This is a genomic window from Arthrobacter sulfonylureivorans (assembly GCF_022637435.1).
Taxonomy (GTDB): domain Bacteria; phylum Actinomycetota; class Actinomycetes; order Actinomycetales; family Micrococcaceae; genus Crystallibacter; species Crystallibacter sulfonylureivorans.
Genome location: NZ_CP093326.1, coordinates 1,152,356 through 1,169,385, shown reverse-complemented (window position 1 = coordinate 1,169,385; position 17,030 = coordinate 1,152,356). Strand labels below are relative to the sequence as shown.

17 protein-coding genes are annotated in these 17,030 nt (G+C 64.0%); 5 read left to right on the top strand and 12 right to left on the bottom strand.

Going from position 1 to position 17,030, the window contains the following annotated elements; translation table 11 throughout:
- The gene (locus MNQ99_RS05735; RefSeq protein WP_164745352.1) at positions 1 to 633 is read right to left on the bottom strand and encodes a TetR/AcrR family transcriptional regulator; all 633 of its coding nucleotides are present in this window, start codon (positions 631 to 633) and stop codon (positions 1 to 3) included.
- 146 nt (positions 634 to 779) lie between these two features.
- On the opposite strand from MNQ99_RS05735, the gene MNQ99_RS05730 reads away from it, so the two are divergent.
- A complete protein-coding gene (locus MNQ99_RS05730) occupies positions 780 to 1,241 on the top strand; it encodes a DUF3817 domain-containing protein (protein ID WP_241914743.1) in 462 nt (153 codons plus the stop codon).
- A 359-nt stretch (positions 1,242 to 1,600) separates the two neighbouring features.
- Complete coding sequence (locus tag MNQ99_RS05725) at positions 1,601 to 2,875, top strand: cation:proton antiporter (protein WP_241914742.1); 1,275 nt, start codon at positions 1,601 to 1,603, stop codon at positions 2,873 to 2,875.
- Here the strand turns inward: MNQ99_RS05725 and MNQ99_RS05720 are convergent.
- The 4 genes from MNQ99_RS05720 to MNQ99_RS05705 form a co-directional block, all read right to left on the bottom strand.
- A complete protein-coding gene (locus MNQ99_RS05720) occupies positions 2,872 to 3,087 on the bottom strand; it encodes a hypothetical protein (protein ID WP_241914741.1) in 216 nt (71 codons plus the stop codon). The two genes, MNQ99_RS05725 and MNQ99_RS05720, sit on opposite strands and share 4 nt — an antisense overlap.
- A 16-nt stretch (positions 3,088 to 3,103) precedes the next feature.
- Positions 3,104 to 5,872 carry a cation-translocating P-type ATPase gene (locus MNQ99_RS05715; RefSeq protein WP_241914740.1) on the bottom strand — a complete coding sequence of 923 codons (2,769 nt, stop codon included), beginning with the start codon at positions 5,870 to 5,872 and terminating at the stop codon, positions 3,104 to 3,106.
- A gap of 84 nt (positions 5,873 to 5,956) precedes the next feature.
- Complete coding sequence (gene ppk2, locus MNQ99_RS05710; protein ID WP_241914739.1) at positions 5,957 to 6,769, bottom strand: polyphosphate kinase 2; 813 nt, start codon at positions 6,767 to 6,769, stop codon at positions 5,957 to 5,959.
- A 476-nt stretch (positions 6,770 to 7,245) separates the two neighbouring features.
- Positions 7,246 to 7,794: an ATP-binding protein gene (locus tag MNQ99_RS05705; protein ID WP_241914738.1), complete on the bottom strand. Its 549-nt coding sequence runs from the start codon at positions 7,792 to 7,794 to the stop codon at positions 7,246 to 7,248.
- Positions 7,795 to 8,119: 325 nt separating this feature from the next.
- On the opposite strand from MNQ99_RS05705, the gene MNQ99_RS05700 reads away from it, so the two are divergent.
- Both MNQ99_RS05700 and MNQ99_RS05695 read left to right on the top strand, forming a co-directional pair.
- Positions 8,120 to 8,506 (top strand): SHOCT domain-containing protein, encoded by a 387-nt coding sequence (locus MNQ99_RS05700; protein WP_127511151.1) that lies wholly within the window; start codon positions 8,120 to 8,122, stop codon positions 8,504 to 8,506.
- Between the two features lie 27 nt (positions 8,507 to 8,533).
- Entirely contained in the window at positions 8,534 to 9,385 is an 852-nt protein-coding gene (locus tag MNQ99_RS05695) for a class II glutamine amidotransferase (RefSeq protein WP_127511150.1), read from the top strand.
- Between the two features lie 129 nt (positions 9,386 to 9,514).
- Here MNQ99_RS05695 and MNQ99_RS05690 read toward each other — a convergent pair whose 3' ends face one another.
- From MNQ99_RS05690 to MNQ99_RS05680, 3 genes are all read right to left on the bottom strand, one after another.
- Positions 9,515 to 10,156 carry a GAP family protein gene (locus MNQ99_RS05690; RefSeq protein WP_277883620.1) on the bottom strand — a complete coding sequence of 214 codons (642 nt, stop codon included), beginning with the start codon at positions 10,154 to 10,156 and terminating at the stop codon, positions 9,515 to 9,517.
- Between the two features lie 63 nt (positions 10,157 to 10,219).
- Positions 10,220 to 11,389: an AI-2E family transporter gene (locus MNQ99_RS05685; protein WP_241914736.1), complete on the bottom strand. Its 1,170-nt coding sequence runs from the start codon at positions 11,387 to 11,389 to the stop codon at positions 10,220 to 10,222.
- 199 nt (positions 11,390 to 11,588) lie between these two features.
- Positions 11,589 to 12,005: a hypothetical protein gene (locus MNQ99_RS05680; protein WP_127511147.1), complete on the bottom strand. Its 417-nt coding sequence runs from the start codon at positions 12,003 to 12,005 to the stop codon at positions 11,589 to 11,591.
- A 451-nt stretch (positions 12,006 to 12,456) separates the two neighbouring features.
- On the opposite strand from MNQ99_RS05680, the gene MNQ99_RS05675 reads away from it, so the two are divergent.
- Positions 12,457 to 12,858: a PLD nuclease N-terminal domain-containing protein gene (locus tag MNQ99_RS05675; RefSeq protein WP_127511146.1), complete on the top strand. Its 402-nt coding sequence runs from the start codon at positions 12,457 to 12,459 to the stop codon at positions 12,856 to 12,858.
- A 54-nt stretch (positions 12,859 to 12,912) separates the two neighbouring features.
- On the opposite strand, the gene MNQ99_RS05670 is transcribed toward MNQ99_RS05675, so the two are convergent.
- The 4 genes from MNQ99_RS05670 to MNQ99_RS05655 form a co-directional block, all read right to left on the bottom strand.
- Positions 12,913 to 13,368 carry a GNAT family N-acetyltransferase gene (locus MNQ99_RS05670; RefSeq protein WP_241914735.1) on the bottom strand — a complete coding sequence of 152 codons (456 nt, stop codon included), beginning with the start codon at positions 13,366 to 13,368 and terminating at the stop codon, positions 12,913 to 12,915.
- Positions 13,369 to 13,371: 3 nt separating this feature from the next.
- Positions 13,372 to 14,412: an L-glyceraldehyde 3-phosphate reductase gene (mgrA, locus tag MNQ99_RS05665; protein ID WP_241914734.1), complete on the bottom strand. Its 1,041-nt coding sequence runs from the start codon at positions 14,410 to 14,412 to the stop codon at positions 13,372 to 13,374.
- Positions 14,413 to 14,615: 203 nt separating this feature from the next.
- Positions 14,616 to 15,029, bottom strand: a complete 414-nt coding sequence (locus MNQ99_RS05660) for a hypothetical protein (protein WP_241914733.1) — start codon at positions 15,027 to 15,029, stop codon at positions 14,616 to 14,618.
- A 336-nt stretch (positions 15,030 to 15,365) separates the two neighbouring features.
- On the bottom strand, positions 15,366 to 17,018 hold the full coding sequence (locus MNQ99_RS05655) for a bifunctional ADP-dependent NAD(P)H-hydrate dehydratase/NAD(P)H-hydrate epimerase (RefSeq protein WP_241914732.1): 1,653 nt from the start codon (positions 17,016 to 17,018) through the stop codon (positions 15,366 to 15,368).
- Positions 17,019 to 17,030 lie beyond the last annotated feature (12 nt).

The window sequence follows — 17,030 nt, the reverse complement described above, 5'->3', positions numbered from 1 at the left end:
TTAGTCCTTGTGGTTGATGTTGAAGCCGGAACGCAGCAGGTCGAGGCTCTCCAGCAGTTGCTGCCGGAAGGCAGACGGCGGGGGCGCCTCGCCGTCGGGAGTCTGGGTGGCTGCCATCCGCATGGCAGCCTGGGCACAGGCAATGAGCGATCCGGCGAGCGCGGTGACCGTCAGTTCGCCGGCGCTCTCCGGCAGCCGGTGGCGCAGCCCGTCTTCGAGCGATTGCTGGGCGTGCCGCCAAATCTGCAGCTGTATGCGTTCCAGCTGCGCGTCGTCCGCGCCCATTTGGTAGATCTCGCAGAGCAGCGCCAGCCGTTCCTGGCTGATGTCCCCGCCCAAGGTGGCGAGCACTGCGTCCATGATCGGTTCGTCGGCGGAGCGCTCGTCCAGCCGCGCGAACGATTCCTCTAGGAATTCCTCCACCGGCAGCGTGACCGCTGCCTCGATGGACGGGAAGTAATTAAAGAAGGTCCGACGCGAGACGCCAGCCTCTGCCGCCACCTGATCCACGGTGAAACCGCCTGGCCCCTGCTCGCGGGCCAGCCGCAAAGCGGACGCAGTGATGGCAGCCCGGGTTGCCAGCTTGTTTTTCTCGCGGCGACCCTCCAAGGGCACCGCACTTTCTGAACTCACCGGCCCAGCATAGAACCAAACTTGCACACCATGCAAAATTGCCCACCGTGCATGGATTACCTGCACAAAGCTGCCTCGGCTACATTTGTAGGGACCCTGCTTCAGAAGCAGAACGGCCCCCGCACCCCAACCATCCGAGGACATGCATGTCTCCGCGCACCCTGTTCCGCACCGTCGCTTTTGCCGAAGCCGTCACCTGGACACTTCTGCTGATGGCCTTGCTGCTGCGGGCTTTGGTTCCGGAAGCCCGCGTGGCGGTGAGCATCGCCGGCGGCCTGCACGGCTTCGTCTTCCTCTGCTATGTGGTCAGCACGTGCTTCACCTGGGTCAACCAGAAATGGCCTGCGGGCCGCGGCGTCCTCGCGCTGGTCTCCGCCGCCATCCCGTACGCGACCATTCCCGTTGAAAAGTCCTTGGACCGTCACGGCCTGCTCGGCGACATCTGGCGGCTCGGCGCCGGCGGGGAACAACCCCGCGGTTTCCTCGAGAAACTCCAGGCCGGTGTGCTGGCCCGCCCGGTGGCAGCCATCGCCGTTGTCTTAGTCGCCGTCGCCGCTGTCTTTAGCTTCCTGCTCTTCATGGGTCCGCCGGACACCTGGTTCGCGTAGCAACCGGACGAACCGATTCAGGAGCCCGGTCTTCTGAGAACCACCTGCCCACTCGACTTCGGACGGCGTCTGGAACGATGCCGCAGCAGCATGTAGCATCTGCTCAAGCCCTGCTGCCTGACCGCTTTTGCCCACGGTGCCGAGCAGATCGAAGGTTCATGTGAAAGCGCCCGCAACCGAATCCTTGTCTGCCGACGGCGGAATGTTCCGGCCGACGGGCCCCTCAGGGGGTGCGCTCACTCCCTGGCCCCGTTCGGCAAGCCGGGAGGACCACCCCGGCGAGGACCAAGGAAGCCCGTCATTTTTGGAATCCGCCCCGCTGGCGGCTAGCAACGCTCACGATCGAGAGCAGGACCCGCATGGTGGCGGCGACGACGATACTGACGATCATCATTCTCTGGAGCCTGGTCTCCGGGCCGCTTGACCGGCGCGGGATCACGTCGGCCCTCTTCTTCTCCGCCGCTGGCTTTTTCGTCGGCACTTCAGCCCTCGGCCTGCTCGATGCCTCCTTGGAGTCCTCCGCGCTCGGGCGGGTGGCCGAGATCGCGCTCGTCCTGCTCCTGTTCAGCGACGCCACCCGACTCGACGTTCGCTCGCTCCGTCGCGAGCTGGGGTGGCCCGTCCGCCTCCTACTGATCGGGTTACCGCTCACGATGCTCGCCGGGGCAGGGGTGGGGGCGCTGGTCTTCCCCGGAATTCCGCTGGCCTCCACGTTTCTGCTGGCGACGATACTGGCCCCGACCGACGCGGCCCTCGGACAGAAGGTCGTCGCCGACCCGGCTGTGCCGGCCCGCGTGCGGCAGGCGCTGGACGTGGAGAGCGGCTTCAACGACGGCCTCGCGGTTCCCTTCTTCCTCGTTGCGCTTGAAATTGCGAACGCCGAGCTCGAGACGGGCGTGACCTGGGCCGTCGCCAGCAACATGGCTGCACAGATCGGCTGGGGACTCGCCGCCGGACTCACCGCAGGCATTTTGGGCGGCATGCTTTACGGCATCGCCGATCGACGTGAATGGATCAGCTCGGACTGGCGGCAGATCGCACCGTTGGGGGTGGCGTTGCTGGCCTACACCATCGCCTTGCTGCTCGGCGGCAGCGGCTTTATCGCCGCCTTCGCCGGCGGCATCGCCTTCGGGAGTGTCTCGGGCGAACGCAGTTCGCTGGTCAACCTGTTCACGGAGGAGACCGGGGGCCTTCTCGCCGCCACAACATGGATCGGGTTCGGAGCACTGGCCCTCACCCTGGCCATCCCGCACATCTCCTGGCAGGTGATCCTCTATGCCGCGCTGAGCCTGACGCTGGTGCGCATGATTCCCGTGACCATTGCCTTCGCCGGCCGGGGTGTAAGGCGTCCGACGGTGGCGTTCATTGGCTGGTTCGGCCCGCGGGGCCTGGCCTCGCTGGTGTTCGCGCTACTCGCGCTTGAGCGCGGCATTCCCGACGGCGAGGTCGTGCTCACCACCGTCGTTGTCACCGTCGCCCTCAGCGTCGTCGTTCACGGACTGACCTCCGTCCCGCTGATCGCCGCGTACCGCCGCTGGTATGAGGGCCGTCCGGCCGAACATCCGGCAGTGGAGGAGACCATGCCGGTGATCATGCCTCGCCGGCGACGCCAACGCGGCACCGGTCCGGCCTAGCGGGGCGTGTTCCTCATCGGCGCGCCGACCTCGGATCCGCCTTCCCTGGTCAATCGAGTCCGCAGGGTGACCAGGCTCGGCGCGGGAACGAATCCGCCGGCAAACAGTGCTTCGCCCTGCCGAAAGAACGGCGACTGTTCAAGGAACGCCCGGGGCACAAACCCAAAGGTGGACGCCAGCCCATCCAGATCGCTCGGCGAGCTCATCTTCATGAGGGCGCCAATATCTTCACGTGATCGGCGCCGGGACTACGCGCCCGCCGCCGTCGGCGCGGGCAGGCTCGACGGCGCTTCTGCGGCGTGCCTGACCGCGGCGGATTGCCTTGTCCAGTTCGACGACGATGGGGACGATCAGCGCCAGGCCGATGCAGGCCAGCCACTGGCCCCCGCTCAGCGAAGTTGTCAGCAGCAGGTTCTGCAGGAAGCCGATCTCCACCGCTGCCACGGTGAAGAGCACCGGGATCGAAAGGATCTTGAGCGCATTGATAATCGGTGCCACCAGGCCCGACTCCGGATCGCGCCGCTTGGCCAGGCTGCCGAAGACGGAACTCAGCGCGAGCACCACGAACGCCATCGTCAACGGCACGTTGGGTTCGGTGGCGCTCATCGGCCCCGGAGCCAGGAGCAGGGCCGTGATCGTCACTGCGAATCCGACCACCCCGTAAACCAGCCACTGGGTGACGGAACTGCCGTTCGTGATCGGTTGCGTGGTATCCCGCGGCGGTCTGGACATCAAATCCGGGGCCGGAGGATCGGTCATGATGACCATCACCGGAAAAATGGTGATGAAGAAGTTGATGAACAGCACCATCGTCGGAGTCAGGGCAACGCCGTCGTTGATGTTGAAGACACTGGCGGCCAGGAACAGCAGCACCAGCGCGAACAGCGCCGACATCTGGTACCGGACGAATGACACGATCTTGTCGTAGATGCTGCGGCCAAGCCGGATCGCGGTCACCAAGGTGCCGAAGTTGTCATCCGTGAGGATCAGGTTTCCGGCTTGCTTGGTCACCTCGCTCCCCGAGCCCATGGCCACGCCAACATCCGCCTGCTTGAGCGCAGCGGCGTCGTTCACGGCGTCGCCGGTCATGGCGACGACGGCGCCGCCCTGCTGCATGAGCCTGGCCAGCCTCAGTTTGTCCTGGGGTGTCACCCGCCCGAAGACGTGGAGTCCAGGCAGGGCCCGCTGCAGATCCGCATCCGACATCGCCTGGATTTCCGCGCCGCTGATCGCCCCGGCACCCAGCTTGAGTTCGGCCCCGATTGCGGAGGCGGTGACCGCATAATCGCCGGTGATCATCCGAACTTCGATGCCCGCCTCCTGCGCTGTACGCACGGCGGCGGCCGCCTCCGAGCGCAGCGGGTCGATGATGCCGACCATGCCCACGAAGGTGAGCTCGTCAACGAACTTCATCGGATCCTGGGCCACCTCGGCTTCCCGGCCGTCCAGCCTCCTCACAGCGAAGGCGAGGACCCGCAGGCCTTTCTGCGACAGGGACGCGTTGGCTTTCGTGATGTCATCACGGACGTCGCCGATGGTAACCTCCCCCTCGGGCAGCAGGGCCATGCTGCACCGGGCCAGGACCACATCCGGGCCGCCCTTGACCATTTCGACGAAGTGCGGCTCGCCGTCGAGCGGCAGGTTGTGGAATGTCGCCATGAACTTGTAGGCCGAGTCGAAGGGAACCTCCGCGATACGGGGGTAGGCCCGGCGCGTATGTTCCGCATCGACGCCCATCTTGGCGGCCAGCACCACCAGCGCGGCCTCCGTGGGGTCACCGATCACCTCGCCAGAGTCGGAAACCGTGGCATCGCTGTCCAGGCACAGCCCGTACGCCAGTCGGGTGAAGTCCGGCACCGGCTCGCCGGCCGTCTGGCGGATGGCCCCCGTCTTGGCGTAGCCCTCGCCCTGCACGCTGTACCATGTGCCCCGGACATACAATTGCCGCACCATCATCTGGTTCATGGTCAGGGTGCCGGTCTTGTCCGAGTTGATCGCGCTCGTGGCACCGAGCGTCTCGACGTCGCTGAGGTTCTTGACCACTGCCTTGTGCTCGGCCAGCTGCTTGGCCCCGTAGGCCAGCATCGCCTGCACGAACGTCGGCATGCCGGTCGGAATGGCCGCGATCGCCATCGACATGCCCACCAGCAGGACCGTCCCGAGGGCCTGCCCGCGGATCACCCCGATGATGATGATGATCGCGACCGCGGACCAGGCGATGATGCCGATCACTTTGGTGAGTCCGTCAAGCTCCCGCTGCAGCGGGGACTTTCCCGGGTCCACGGACGAAAGCATCGAAGCGATCTTCCCCATTTCGGTCTGCATACCGGTGGCAGTCACCACCATCGTCGCTGTTCCCCGCGTGACGGCGGTGTTCTGGAAAACCATGTTGGTGCGGTCGCCCAGTGACACATCGGCCGCCTCGAGCGTTTTAGGGTCCTTCGCGATCGGCGCGCTCTCACCGGTCAGCGCGGCCTCCTGGGTTTCCAGCGTGGCTGATCGGAGCAGCCGGCCGTCCGCGGGCACCAGGTCGCCGGCCTCGAGGTTGACAATGTCCCCCGGTACGAGGTCCGTGGCGTCCAGCTGGGCCAGGGAACCGTTCCGTACGACGCGTGCCTGCGGAATCTGCATCTTGGCCAGGGCATCAACGCTGGCACGCGCCTTCAGCTCCTGCTGGGTTCCCAGCACCAGATTAAGGATCACCAGCAAGGCCACGATGATACCGACCGCAACCTGGTCAATGATCAGGCTGACGATGACAACCCCCACGAGCATCAGGTTCATCGGATCCCGCAGCAGCCGCAGCGCGATCGCCCAGCGTGAGGGCGGCCGCTCGGCGGCTATCGAGTTGGGCCCGTACCGGGCCCGCCTCTGGTCCGCCTCAGCGGTGTCAAGCCCCGCCTGCTCGTTCGTGCCGAGCTTGGCCACCACCGCCTCGGGCACCTGCGCGTACCACCGATCGGCTGCAGCAGTTTCGGTTGTTTCCGGAATTGACATAGCACTGGTCCTTGCTCTTGCGCGGCCTGTGGTCGCGTCCTTACAGGGAACCTGCCGGTGCAGGGGACTACCAGAGGGCGACAATCAGTAAGGCTCCGGGATCTCACGCGGCAGATACGCCGGTTCTTCATAGTCCCCCGGTCCTTGCCGCTTGGGAAGCATGACGTCCGGTTGTTTAAGCGGCTCATAGGGGATCTGTTCAAGGATGTGGGTCATGACGTTGAGCCACCCGCGTTTCTTATCATTGGTGTGAGCCACAAACCAGGGGGCCCACGCAGTGTCCGTCTGACGGAACATCTCATCCCGGGCACGTGAATAGTCATACCACCGGCTGTAGGACTTCAAATCCAAGTCCGAGAGCTTCCAGTACTTGCGCGGGTCATCGATCCGGCTCTGCAGCCGCAAGGTCTGCTGTTCGGCATCAACCTCGAGCCAGTACTTCAGCAAAATGATGCCCGAATCCACCATGGCGCGCTCAAAGGATGGGGCCATCAGGAGGAACTTCTTCACGTCTTCGTCGCTGCAGAAACCCATGACCCGTTCCACCCCGGCCCGGTTGTACCAGCTTCTGTCGAAGATGACGACCTCTCCCGCTGCAGGCAGATGCGGAACATACCGTTGCACATACATCTGCGACTTCTCACGCGGGGTGGGCGTCGGCAAAGCCACGACCCGGAAAACACGGGGGCTGACGCGGCTGGTAAGCGCCTTGATCACGCCGCCCTTGCCCGCCGTGTCCCGGCCTTCAAAGACGATGACGATTTTGGCTCCTGAAGACTTGACCCACTCCTGCATGGCCACCAATTCACCATGCAGGGGCTTGACGAGCTTTTCGAACTCCCGCTGCTTCATCCTGGGTCTATCTTCGGCACTGTTCTGCTTCTTGGTCTTACCCATGGCCGCCAGTCCTTCGTCGGGTCATCCGACTCAATCACCCGGGCGCTGTCCCTGAGCGCTCCCTGCAGGTTCCCGGTGACCCGCTTGGGACTCCCAGCCACGGGCTACCCCTGTGCCCGCGGCGTAACTTCTCGCAAGATTGAACCTGTGCAGCGGCACCTAGCCACTTGAACGAAGTCTAGCCGCAAGTCAAGCCGCTGAGAACGGTTCGCGGCCAACGTCCCAAGCCAGCGGGCAGCCGGCCGGGATGCGCTGCTGCAGTCCGTAGGGCCAGATGCCGAGAGGTCCTCATTGCGGCCTGACCTGTTCGTTGTGCGTTAATTCCGCGGCTTCCAAGACCCCCAAGGCCAGCTCCTTGGTTTTCAGATAGCTTTCACGCTGCCGTTCTGCTCCTGAACCGTTCCGCAGAATCGAGGTGATCATTCTTTCGACCAATGCCGATTCCTGCCACTCGAGCAAGACCTGATCAATATGACTCAGCAGTCCCGCGACGACATCACCAGCCGAGGAAGGCCTGCCGGTGAGCGCGTTGACCAAAATCCAAGCAGCTCTTCAAGCACAACGCCCAAGGCGTACGTCTTTCCTGAGCCACTCTGGCCGCACCAGAACGTATGGCGGTTGAACCTTTTCGGAATCAGCCGTGCGTCGAAGTGGTCTGTGTTCGTGAAAGTGCCGATCTCCAGCAATGCGCCCGAGGAAGATAGCAGCAACTCCACCATCGCCCTGTCGGCGGCGGCGATATGCGCCGCGCGAAACCCTAAACCCGAGCTGGGCGCGGCCATCCCTTCCGAGTTGTAGGACCAGATGATCCTCACCGAGCCGCTCATAACCCCGTTTTTCCCCAGGCGGAGCTGATGAAGCTGGCCCATCATCGGTGGCCGGTCCGGCACGTCGACCGAAACCAGGGACCCGGTTCCGAGCCGTTCCCGGCTCACCCCTTGGAAGCTGAAGGAACGCCCGTCCACCGAGGACGCGATGAGACCGTCTTCTGACGGTGAGTAGTCGTCAGCATGGTCTGCGGCCATAGTCGCGGCTTCCGAAAGCTTGGCTTCGATTCAGCGGTCTGCAAAACATCCGCCTTGAGTTTCCCAAGCTTTGCGGGCCGGCACAAGGGACGTTGTGGCCGCCGCCCGATAGTGCCGAAAAGCCGATGAATCAGCCTGCGAATCTCACCCTTGCCGGATGAGGTGCCGGCTCTGACAGCCGGACGATACTGGCTCTAGTTATCGGAGGCGCCACGAGCCTCCGACGGTCCGGCTGAGAGGAGCAGTCTCCGGGTTGCGTGTGAGGAGAATCTTTCCGGGCCGCTATTTCCGCGGTCATGGACCAACTTAATGAACAGGATTTCCAATGGATTTTTGGGAGAACTTCTGGAGCGTCATCTGGTGGTTTGTTTGGGTGTTCGCATTCACGACCTACTTGATCGCGGTTTTCATGATCATTGGCGATATATTCCGCGACAACTCACTCAACGGTTGGCTCAAGGCAGTATGGATGATTTTCTTGATCTTCGTACCGTTCTTAACGGCTTTGATTTACCTCATTGCCAGAGGCTCCAGCATGACTGAACGTTCAGCCGAGCGTGCACGCCTCAATCAGGAGTACACCGAGTCGTACATCCGTAATGTCGCCGCTGCCAGCCCAAGCGAGGAAATCTCGAAGGCTAAAGCGCTTTTGGACTCCGGAACAATTACGGAAAGCGACTACGCGAAGATCAAGACCCGCGTCCTGGCGTGAGGCTGCTTGCGCCCAGAGGAGGTAGTTATGTGCCGTTGGCTGGCGTATTCGGGATCGCCCGTGCGCTTGGACGAGCTTTTGTTCAAACCTGCCAATTCGCTCGTTATGCAGAGCAAGCACTCACGCTTGGGAGCCGAAACCACCAACGGAGACGGCTTCGGCGTTGGCTGGTATGGCACCTTGCCAACGCCGGGGATCTTCCGCAGTACGGAACCCGCTTGGAACGATAGTAATCTGCGGGAGCTCTCTTCTCAGGCGTCCGCTGGCCGGGTGTTCGCGCACATTCGTGCCTCAACCGGCTCGGCCGTTCAGCAGACGAACTGCCACCCATTTCGCCATGGGCAATGGCTGTGGATGCACAATGGGGTTATCACGGACTTTCCAAAAGTCAGGCGGGACCTGGCGCTGGCTGTCGACCCCGACCTCTTCCCCCTGATCGAAGGATCAACGGATTCCGAAGTGTTCTTCATGCTTGCCCTCACCTTGGGCTTGGAGGAGGACCCGCACGCAGCGGTCGCTGCTGCGGTCGGGCTCATCGAACGCGTCGGACGGAGCCACGGCATCGAGTACCCGCTGCAGATGACGGTGGCCACAACCAACGGCGACACCACCTGGGCCTTCCGCTACTCCAGCGAAGGCCGTTCACGAACGCTCTTCCACAGCACCGACGTCGCGACTCTCCGGGCCCACTATCCTGACAACGTCATGCTTGAAAAAATCACCGACGATACGGTGGTGGTGGTATCTGAACCACTGGGGGATCTGCGCGGAGCCTGGCAGGAAGTGCCGGAGTCGACCGGCATCGCCGTACACGACGGCGGAATAGACTTCCATCCATTCATACCCTCAGATTCAGCCGACGCGCCTCCTGGACGGTAGTAGCTTGGAGGGGTCCGCCGGAGGCGACCAGCTACAGGCAGCCGTCCTGCTGATTCTGGGACCGCCCGGCACCTCGTTTCATGATTCGTGAGCCGGTGCGCTCCGGATCCGCTTTTCCGTGTTGCCGCATTAGAGTTGGAGAAGACTGTAGCCGGCGATGAAAACCCCTATTGCGAGTATCGCCGCGGCCGTCACTATTCGACCGTTTCGTTGCAGCCAGGCATAGGCGGCCGCCAGTTTCCCTTCGGCTCGTTCCGGGGATCGCACCCAATAGGTAATCGGCAGCACGACCGCCGACTGGGCCACAACTGCATAGCCGAGAACCAGCAAGGTTCGCTCGAGCGGCGACGGCTCTTGGACGCTGATCAGCACCCCGGCGGTGATGGCGAGCAGGAGCGCCTTCGGACGCAGATTCAGCCCCAGACCAAGTCCAATGAATTCCCAAGTGCGGGCGGACTGAAACCGTGCCGTGATTTTGACCAGCATGGCGCTCTCCCCCGTGCTCTTGCGCCTGAAGAGGTAAACAGCGTAGACGATCAGGAAGGCCCCGATTAACAGGCCCAGCGCTGCCTGCAGCTCATCCTGATTCCACCTCGGGATGACCGGCATGAAGCCCATCCCGACGGATGAAAGACCGACGATCACGACTGAACCTGCGATGGTGCCAATCAAAAACGCCAAGGCACGCCGTCGCGGATGAGGCGAGAGCAGAATAATGATGGTGATGCTGGCGGGCACTGTGCTCATCGCCCCGGCTACGGCGACTGGCACAAGGCTCACTAAAAGCTGCAGCACTCGGTGCTCACTCGGCCCTGGTGGCAGCGGGGCGGGACATCATTTCTTCCGCGTGCCATCGGGGTGCGGGCGGTCCGATCTCCGCCGTGCCCGGCGAGCGCGGATGGCGTCGTCTTCGAGCTTCAGGGCGGATTCGATGTCCTTCTTGTCCCCCGTCAAAGCCCGACGCCAGATCTTGGATGGGTCCGAGTCGAGCAAGATCGTGCGGACCAGCAGGGTGAGCGGAACGGCAAGGATGGCACCGACTGCTCCGAGGACGGCGGCCCAGAATAGCACCGAGACAAAGGTCAACGTCTCACTCAGCGACACCGCATTACCAATGTATTTGGGCTGAATGATCGACTGGATGACACCGTTAATCACGCCGTAGGTGAGGATGACGGCGAGGACAACGGGCCAGCCTCCGCTCAGGGCACCAAAGACCAGCGGCGGGATAATGGCGATGAAGTAGCCGATGTTGGGAATGAAGCTGCAGATGAACGACAACACCCCCCAGGCCATGGCGCCGGGGACCTGCAGGATGAACAGGACGAGCCAGTTGAACAGGCCTTGGGCTGCTCCCAGGATCGTGGTCGCAACCGTATACCGCCGTATGTCAGTAGCGAAGCCGCTGAAAGCCGCGCCCATGGCCGGCCGATAGAACTGCAGATGGGTCAGCAGGGCGGCCACCCGTCCGCCGTCAACTGCCATCAAGATGAGCATGGTCAGGATGATCACGAGGACGCCAACCATGCCCGTGATGTTCCCTAGCAAGTCTGTGATGAACCCGATGAGGCGACCGGGGGTGAATGCCTGCAGTACGGTCTGTGTCTGTTCGGAGCCGAATCCCACGGACTCCAGCAGTTGGGCGATCGAGGCGCCCAACTGGTCCAGTTGGGGAGCATATTGCGGCAGCAGCGCAGAGAACTGTGCGAGTGCGGCAATCAATACAACCGAAAGGCAGCCCAGTACGGCGAATCCGGCGGCGATGGTGGTTCCGGTGGCAATTCCCCGTGGGACTCCGTGCCGTTGCATCCAGCGCCGAATCGGATGCAGGCAAATGGTGATCACTAACGCCATAAATACAGGGGTGAAGATCCCCCGGATCGCGGCGATTCCGAAGGCTGCGACGGTCGCACCGCCCAGAGCAAGCAGAATGGTGGTAGCGCGGGGAATGCCAGGACGCGAGACCGGCTCGGACGCTTCGGGTCCCGGTGATTCAGGTTGCATTGCCCCCTCCTTCGCCGCTAGTCGTAGTCTAGGGGCGCAGATGTCTTGTCAGAAGGGGACGGAGGCGGCAGTTCCCGTCAGACGATCGTCCGGGCCATGGTGTCCGTGAGTTCACCCAGGCGCGCCGTCATTGAGGACCCCTCGGACCACGGGACACCGCCGCCGGTGGTGGACGAGCCCTGCCCTCTAAGACATCGTCTTAACAGTTGAGCTCACTCGCTACTCCCTGACGAGCTGTGTCGACTTTGGCTGCTTCGTTCTTCAAGGAATCAACCGCTTGCGGAACGGTTGCGTCATCAGGAACAGCGTCAACTGCGGCTTTAAATTCGTCCGTGGCCGACGCCAGTGCATCAGTCCTGTCCTTCGCCACGTTTGCTGTGGCCCCCTTGAGATCGTTATAGGTATTGCTGACCTCTTCCCGTGCCGAGCGGATCTCCTCGATGGTGGCATCCGGCGTCAGGGTCTCTCGAAAGTTTTGCAAGGCGGCTGCGAAGGCATCGGATGCCCCGCATGCTTTCGCAACATTTTCCTCGGGGCTGGCAGAGCAGCCCGTCAGCATCCCCACGGCCAACCCTAAGGCGGCAGTTCCTATCAGAACCGGGTGTTGTTTCGACATTGACTGTTCCTCTCTTGGATACCGCTCGGGCCGATACCGGTCGGGCCGGCGTCGGGCCATTGGCAGACGGGTCTACAGGCACTTCAAGTGTGAGTCGAGCCCTTGGGTGTGTGCTTCACCCACCGGGGGTGAATTCAAGTTCCCGGTATCGAGAGAGCTTTCCAGGGTTGCCTCCGTTCGATGGCCACGAGGAAGCCACCTGCCATAGATAAGCAGCACGACGACGGTGCTTCTTCCGAGGAGGATCGCCAATCCCTGCCCGCGATCAGACTCCGGACGAGACAGCTGGCGGTAGCCGAGCGGATGGAGGCCCGCCGCCGCCCACCTCACCCGGAATGGATGAGGTGCCTCCCACGATGGACGACGATCCTTAAGCCTAGAACGCGGGAAATGTGGCGGGATAGTGCAGCCTGCGGCCTGTGGCTGCGGGGCGTAACCGAAAGGACTGATCGTGGGCCTCTGGGAAGACTTTTGGGAATTCTTCTGGTTCCTCTTTTGGACCGTCGCGTTTATCGCCTACCTCATCACACTGTTTTCCGTCGTCGCCGACTTGTTCAGAGACCGCTCCCTCAATGGCTGGTGGAAAGCGGTGTGGATCGTCTTCCTGATTTTCCTCCCCTTCCTCACGGTGCTTGTCTATCTCATAGCGCGGGGAACCGGCATGGCCGAAAGAAGCCAGCAACGTGCCCTGAACACACAGGACGCGGTCAACAAATACATTGGGGACGTCGCCGGGACCAGTCCCTCCGATGAGATCGCGAAAGCGAAATCCCTGTTGGATACCGGCAATATCACAGCCGATGAATATGCGGCCATCAAATCACATGCGCTCCATGGCCTCCGCGTACCCTAAAGAAGAACGTCGGGTCGCTCCCCCGCCACCGTCGTCGCCAGAGCAGCCGGGACGTCAGTCGTCGAACCGGGCGAAGGCACGCAAGGCTCCGCCGTCGTTATCAGTGACCTGCGTATAGCCGAGCGATTCGTAGAACGCCTTCTGGCCGGCCTCGTCCTCCGTCAGCAGGACCTTTTGCCGGACGTGGGAGAACGGTTGCAACACCAACTGCACCAGCCGCCGGCCGATTCCCCGCCGCTGGAAGGCCGGACGGACCAACACGTCCTGCAGATAGCAGATCGACGCCCCATCGGATATCACCCGGGCAAGCCCAACCAGTTCGGTGCCGGCGTAGGCAACTGCGATGGCGGCGGAACCGGACAGCGCAGCTGAGACTGTCTCCGGCGACGAGGTGTAGGCGGTCCAGCCGACGGCGTTGTATAAGGCGAGCACCTGGTCGAAATCCAGCGCGGCCGCGTCGGTGAGACGGACGTCGAGGGGCGTCTCGTCTGTCGCGGCGGGACGGTCCACGAACTAGCTCTTCGGCTTCCAGATGTTGATGTCGGAGTCCACCGCGAACTGGTCGATGGCGGCGGCTTCCTCGCCGGTGAAACTGAGCTTGGCTACGGCGGCGAGGCTGTCCTCCAACTGCGTGACACTGGACGCCCCGATCAGCGCCGAGGTCACCGGCGAACCCTTCGACTGCTCGCGCAGCACCCAGGCGATGGCCATTTGCGCGAGCGACTGGCCGCGGTTCTCCGCCAGTTGGTTCAGCCCACGCACACGGTTCAGGTTTCCTTCGGAGAGCATCTGCGGGAACAGCGACTTGTTCTGTGCCGCGCGGGAATCCTCCGGGACGCCTTTCAGGTAGCGGTCCGTGAGCATTCCTTGGGCCAGCGGCGAGAACGCGATGCAGCCCATGCCTTCCTCGTCCAGCACTTCCAGCAGGCTCGGGCTGGCGTCTTCCACCCAGCGGTTCAACAACGAATAGGACGGCTGGTGGATCAGCAGCGGTGTTCCAAGTCCGCGCATGATGCGGGCCGCGTCCCGGGTCTGTTCGGGCGTGTAGGAGGAGATGCCGGCGTACAGGGCTTTGCCGGATCGGACCGCCTGGTCCAAGGCGCCCATCGTCTCTTCCAGCGGCGTGTTGGGGTCCGGCCGGTGGCTGTAGAAAATATCCACATAGTCCAGTCCCATCCGCTTCAGCGAGGCATCGAGGCTGGACAGCAGGTACTTACGAGAGCCCCATTCGCCGTACGGTCCCGGCCACATCAGGTAGCCCGCCTTGGTGGAAATCACCAGTTCGTCGCGGTACGGCAAAAAGTCCTCGCGCATGTGCCGGCCGAAATTCGTCTCGGCGCTGCCCTCGGGCGGACCGTAGTTGTTGGCCAGATCGAAGTGTGTCACGCCCAAGTCGAAGGCCCGGCGCAGGATGGCACGCTGTACCCCAAACGGCTTGTCGTCGCCGAAATTGTGCCAGAGCCCCAGCGAGACGGCGGGCAGTTTCAGGCCGCTTCGTCCCACCCGGCGGTAGGGCATGTTCTGGTACCGGTTCTCTGCAGCTTCAAACGCCATCCCCTCATCATGCCATCGAGGGCAGGCAGGTGCCGACCGGCGATGATTCTGCCCACACCCGCGGGGGCTGCGCAGCCGATGTCGAGAAACCGTCGGCGTCCGGCCCCGCCGGATGACGACAAAGCGATGGGGAGGGCCGGGACATCCAGTCCTCCCCATCACCGGTTACCCCTTGGCGGGATTCCTATGTGAGGGTCGAGTTGCTAGTGGCGGTCGCAGTGGAAACGGACCTTGTTGCTCGACACCCAGCCATCACCCCGGCTGTAGCTGACAGCCTTGTAGGTGCGGTCGCACCGCAGGCCGCCGTCGCGGATGGTGAAGTCGCCGTGATGGGTCCGGACGTAGAACTCATCGACGGCCCGGTTACGGGAAACATTGACAATCCAGACATGGACGCGGTTGGCTTCGTAGTCCGAACCGCGTACCCGGTAGTCGCCCCGACCGGAAATGCGCAGCGACAGGTCGGCGTCGCTTCTGCCCCTGTCCGCTTGGGAAGGCGAAGACGTCGCGGCGACGCTGCTGGCACCGGCCGGCGATGCCAAGCCCATACTGGCGAGAAGTCCCAAAAGAACGCCGACGATCATCAACCACGCGCGCCATTTTGCTGATGTTTTCATCACTAAGTGCTTCCGTGATTTCCGGGTGGCCCGGACGCGGAAGGCGCGTCCGCCTGTCGATCAACGGCTCGGCGGGGCCCCCGGCATGCTGACGCCGCTGCCGCCTACTTGCGCCGGATAAACCACGGGACTGCCCCCGGCCCATTAGTGGTTACATGAGGTTGCCATCCCTCGGGAGGATCATGACTCCAGTGCTCCACCCCGTGCCCCTTTGGTGCGGTTTGCACGTGTATACAGCCTAGTGCAAACAGGACAAGCCGGGTAGCCCGGGAAGCCTTTTTTCCAGTGCCATGGGACCTGCGCCGGTCCATTTCCCGCCATCCTGCCGGCGGGCGGCTACTGGTTCCGGCCGGCGATGATCCTGCCCACCACAACAGGGACTGCGGCGCTGATATCAGATGCCGCCAGCGGCCGGCCTCGCTCAGATAACGACGGCGGTGCGCACCGCCCGCTGGCTGCCCCCGGCGCGCCCGGTTCCGGTGCGGATGCCGCTTCGCCTCGTCGCGCTGCCTCCGCACCGGCCAGTCCGTGGAGGCAGGCGGCCATGGCGGCAACCACCGCCCAGCGCACTGGTTTCGCGAACCCGGCCGCATCCAGCTGCTCGGTCCGGACAGTCGCTGCGAGGGCTCCGAGGATCCCGGCGAGCGTGTCGCCGGATCCGGCCGTGGCCAGCCAGTCGGGCCCGTCGTCCTGGCAGAACAGGAAGCCGTTTGGTGCGGCGATCACCGTCACGGCGCCCTTGAGCAACACGGTGGCTCCGGTAAGACCGGCTGTCAGCGCGGCGAATTCGGCGGGCGAGGCTTCAATATGTTCCCGATCCGTCGCCACCCCTTGTGCCTCCAGGATCCGCACCAGTTCGCCGGCGTGCGGGGTCAGGACCACGTGCGGTCCCAGCTCCGCCGGGAGCGCCTCGAAGGCGCCGGCGTCGGCGACCACCGGCAGCCCGGAAGCTATGGCGTCCCGGGCGCGCCGGCGCTGCTCCTCGTCGCCGTCGGTTCCAGGACCCACCAGCCAGGCCTGGACCCGGGCATCCGCCACCGCGCCCCGTGAACAGACAGCTTCCGGCGTTTGCAGGTTGATCAGCCGGCACACCTCCGACGGTCCCAGATACCTGATCATGCCGACGCCGGTGGCCGCCGCCGCCTTGGTCGCAAGCAGGGCCGCCCCGGGATAGGAGGCGGATCCGGCCGCGACGCCCAGCACCCCGCGGGTGTACTTGTGATCGGTCCGCCGCGGCACCGGCCAGAGCATGGCCAGGTCCTGCGCTTCGAGCCGCAGCAGCCCTGCGTCCGGAAGCAGGCGGCCGAGGCCAAGGTCCACCGTCTCGATCCTGCCGGCGAGCGCTGCCGCGGGATCGAGGAACAGACCGGCCTTGGCCCCGCCGAAGGTCACCGTGAGGTCTGCGGGCAGCACCGGGCCGTCCACCTGGCCGGTTTCGGCGTTCACGCCGCTGGGCAGGTCGCACGCCACCACCAGCGGCCGGCGGCCATAGCCGTCGCCGGAATCCAGCAGCGTCTGCACCAGCTCCCGTGCCGGGCCGCGGAGTCCGCCGGCGGCACCGGTGCCCACAATCCCATCGACCAAGGCGTCCGCGGCCGCGCAGACGCCTGCCGCCGCCCGAACCGCATCGGCCAGAGCCGACGCACCAACAGCAGCCGCCGAATCCAACCGGATCACCCGGCCGCCGGCCCGTGTGAAGGCAGCCAACGCCTCCGTGTGCACGCGCTCGGAGGTGAGCACCGCCGTCGTCATGACGCCGCGTTGCGCCACCGTTGCGGCAGCGAACAGGGCATCGCCGCCGTTGTTGCCGCTCCCGGCCAGCACCACCAGGCGGGCACCATAGATCCGGCGCGTCACGCGTTTGAGTTCGCGGATGATGCCGACGGCCAGCCCGGCGGCCGCGCGGGCCATCAGCTCCGGCCCTTGTCCGTCGTCGAGCAGCGGGCGTTCGGCGGCGCGGATCTGGTCCGGGGTCCAGGCCTCGATCATACGGTCCTTTCG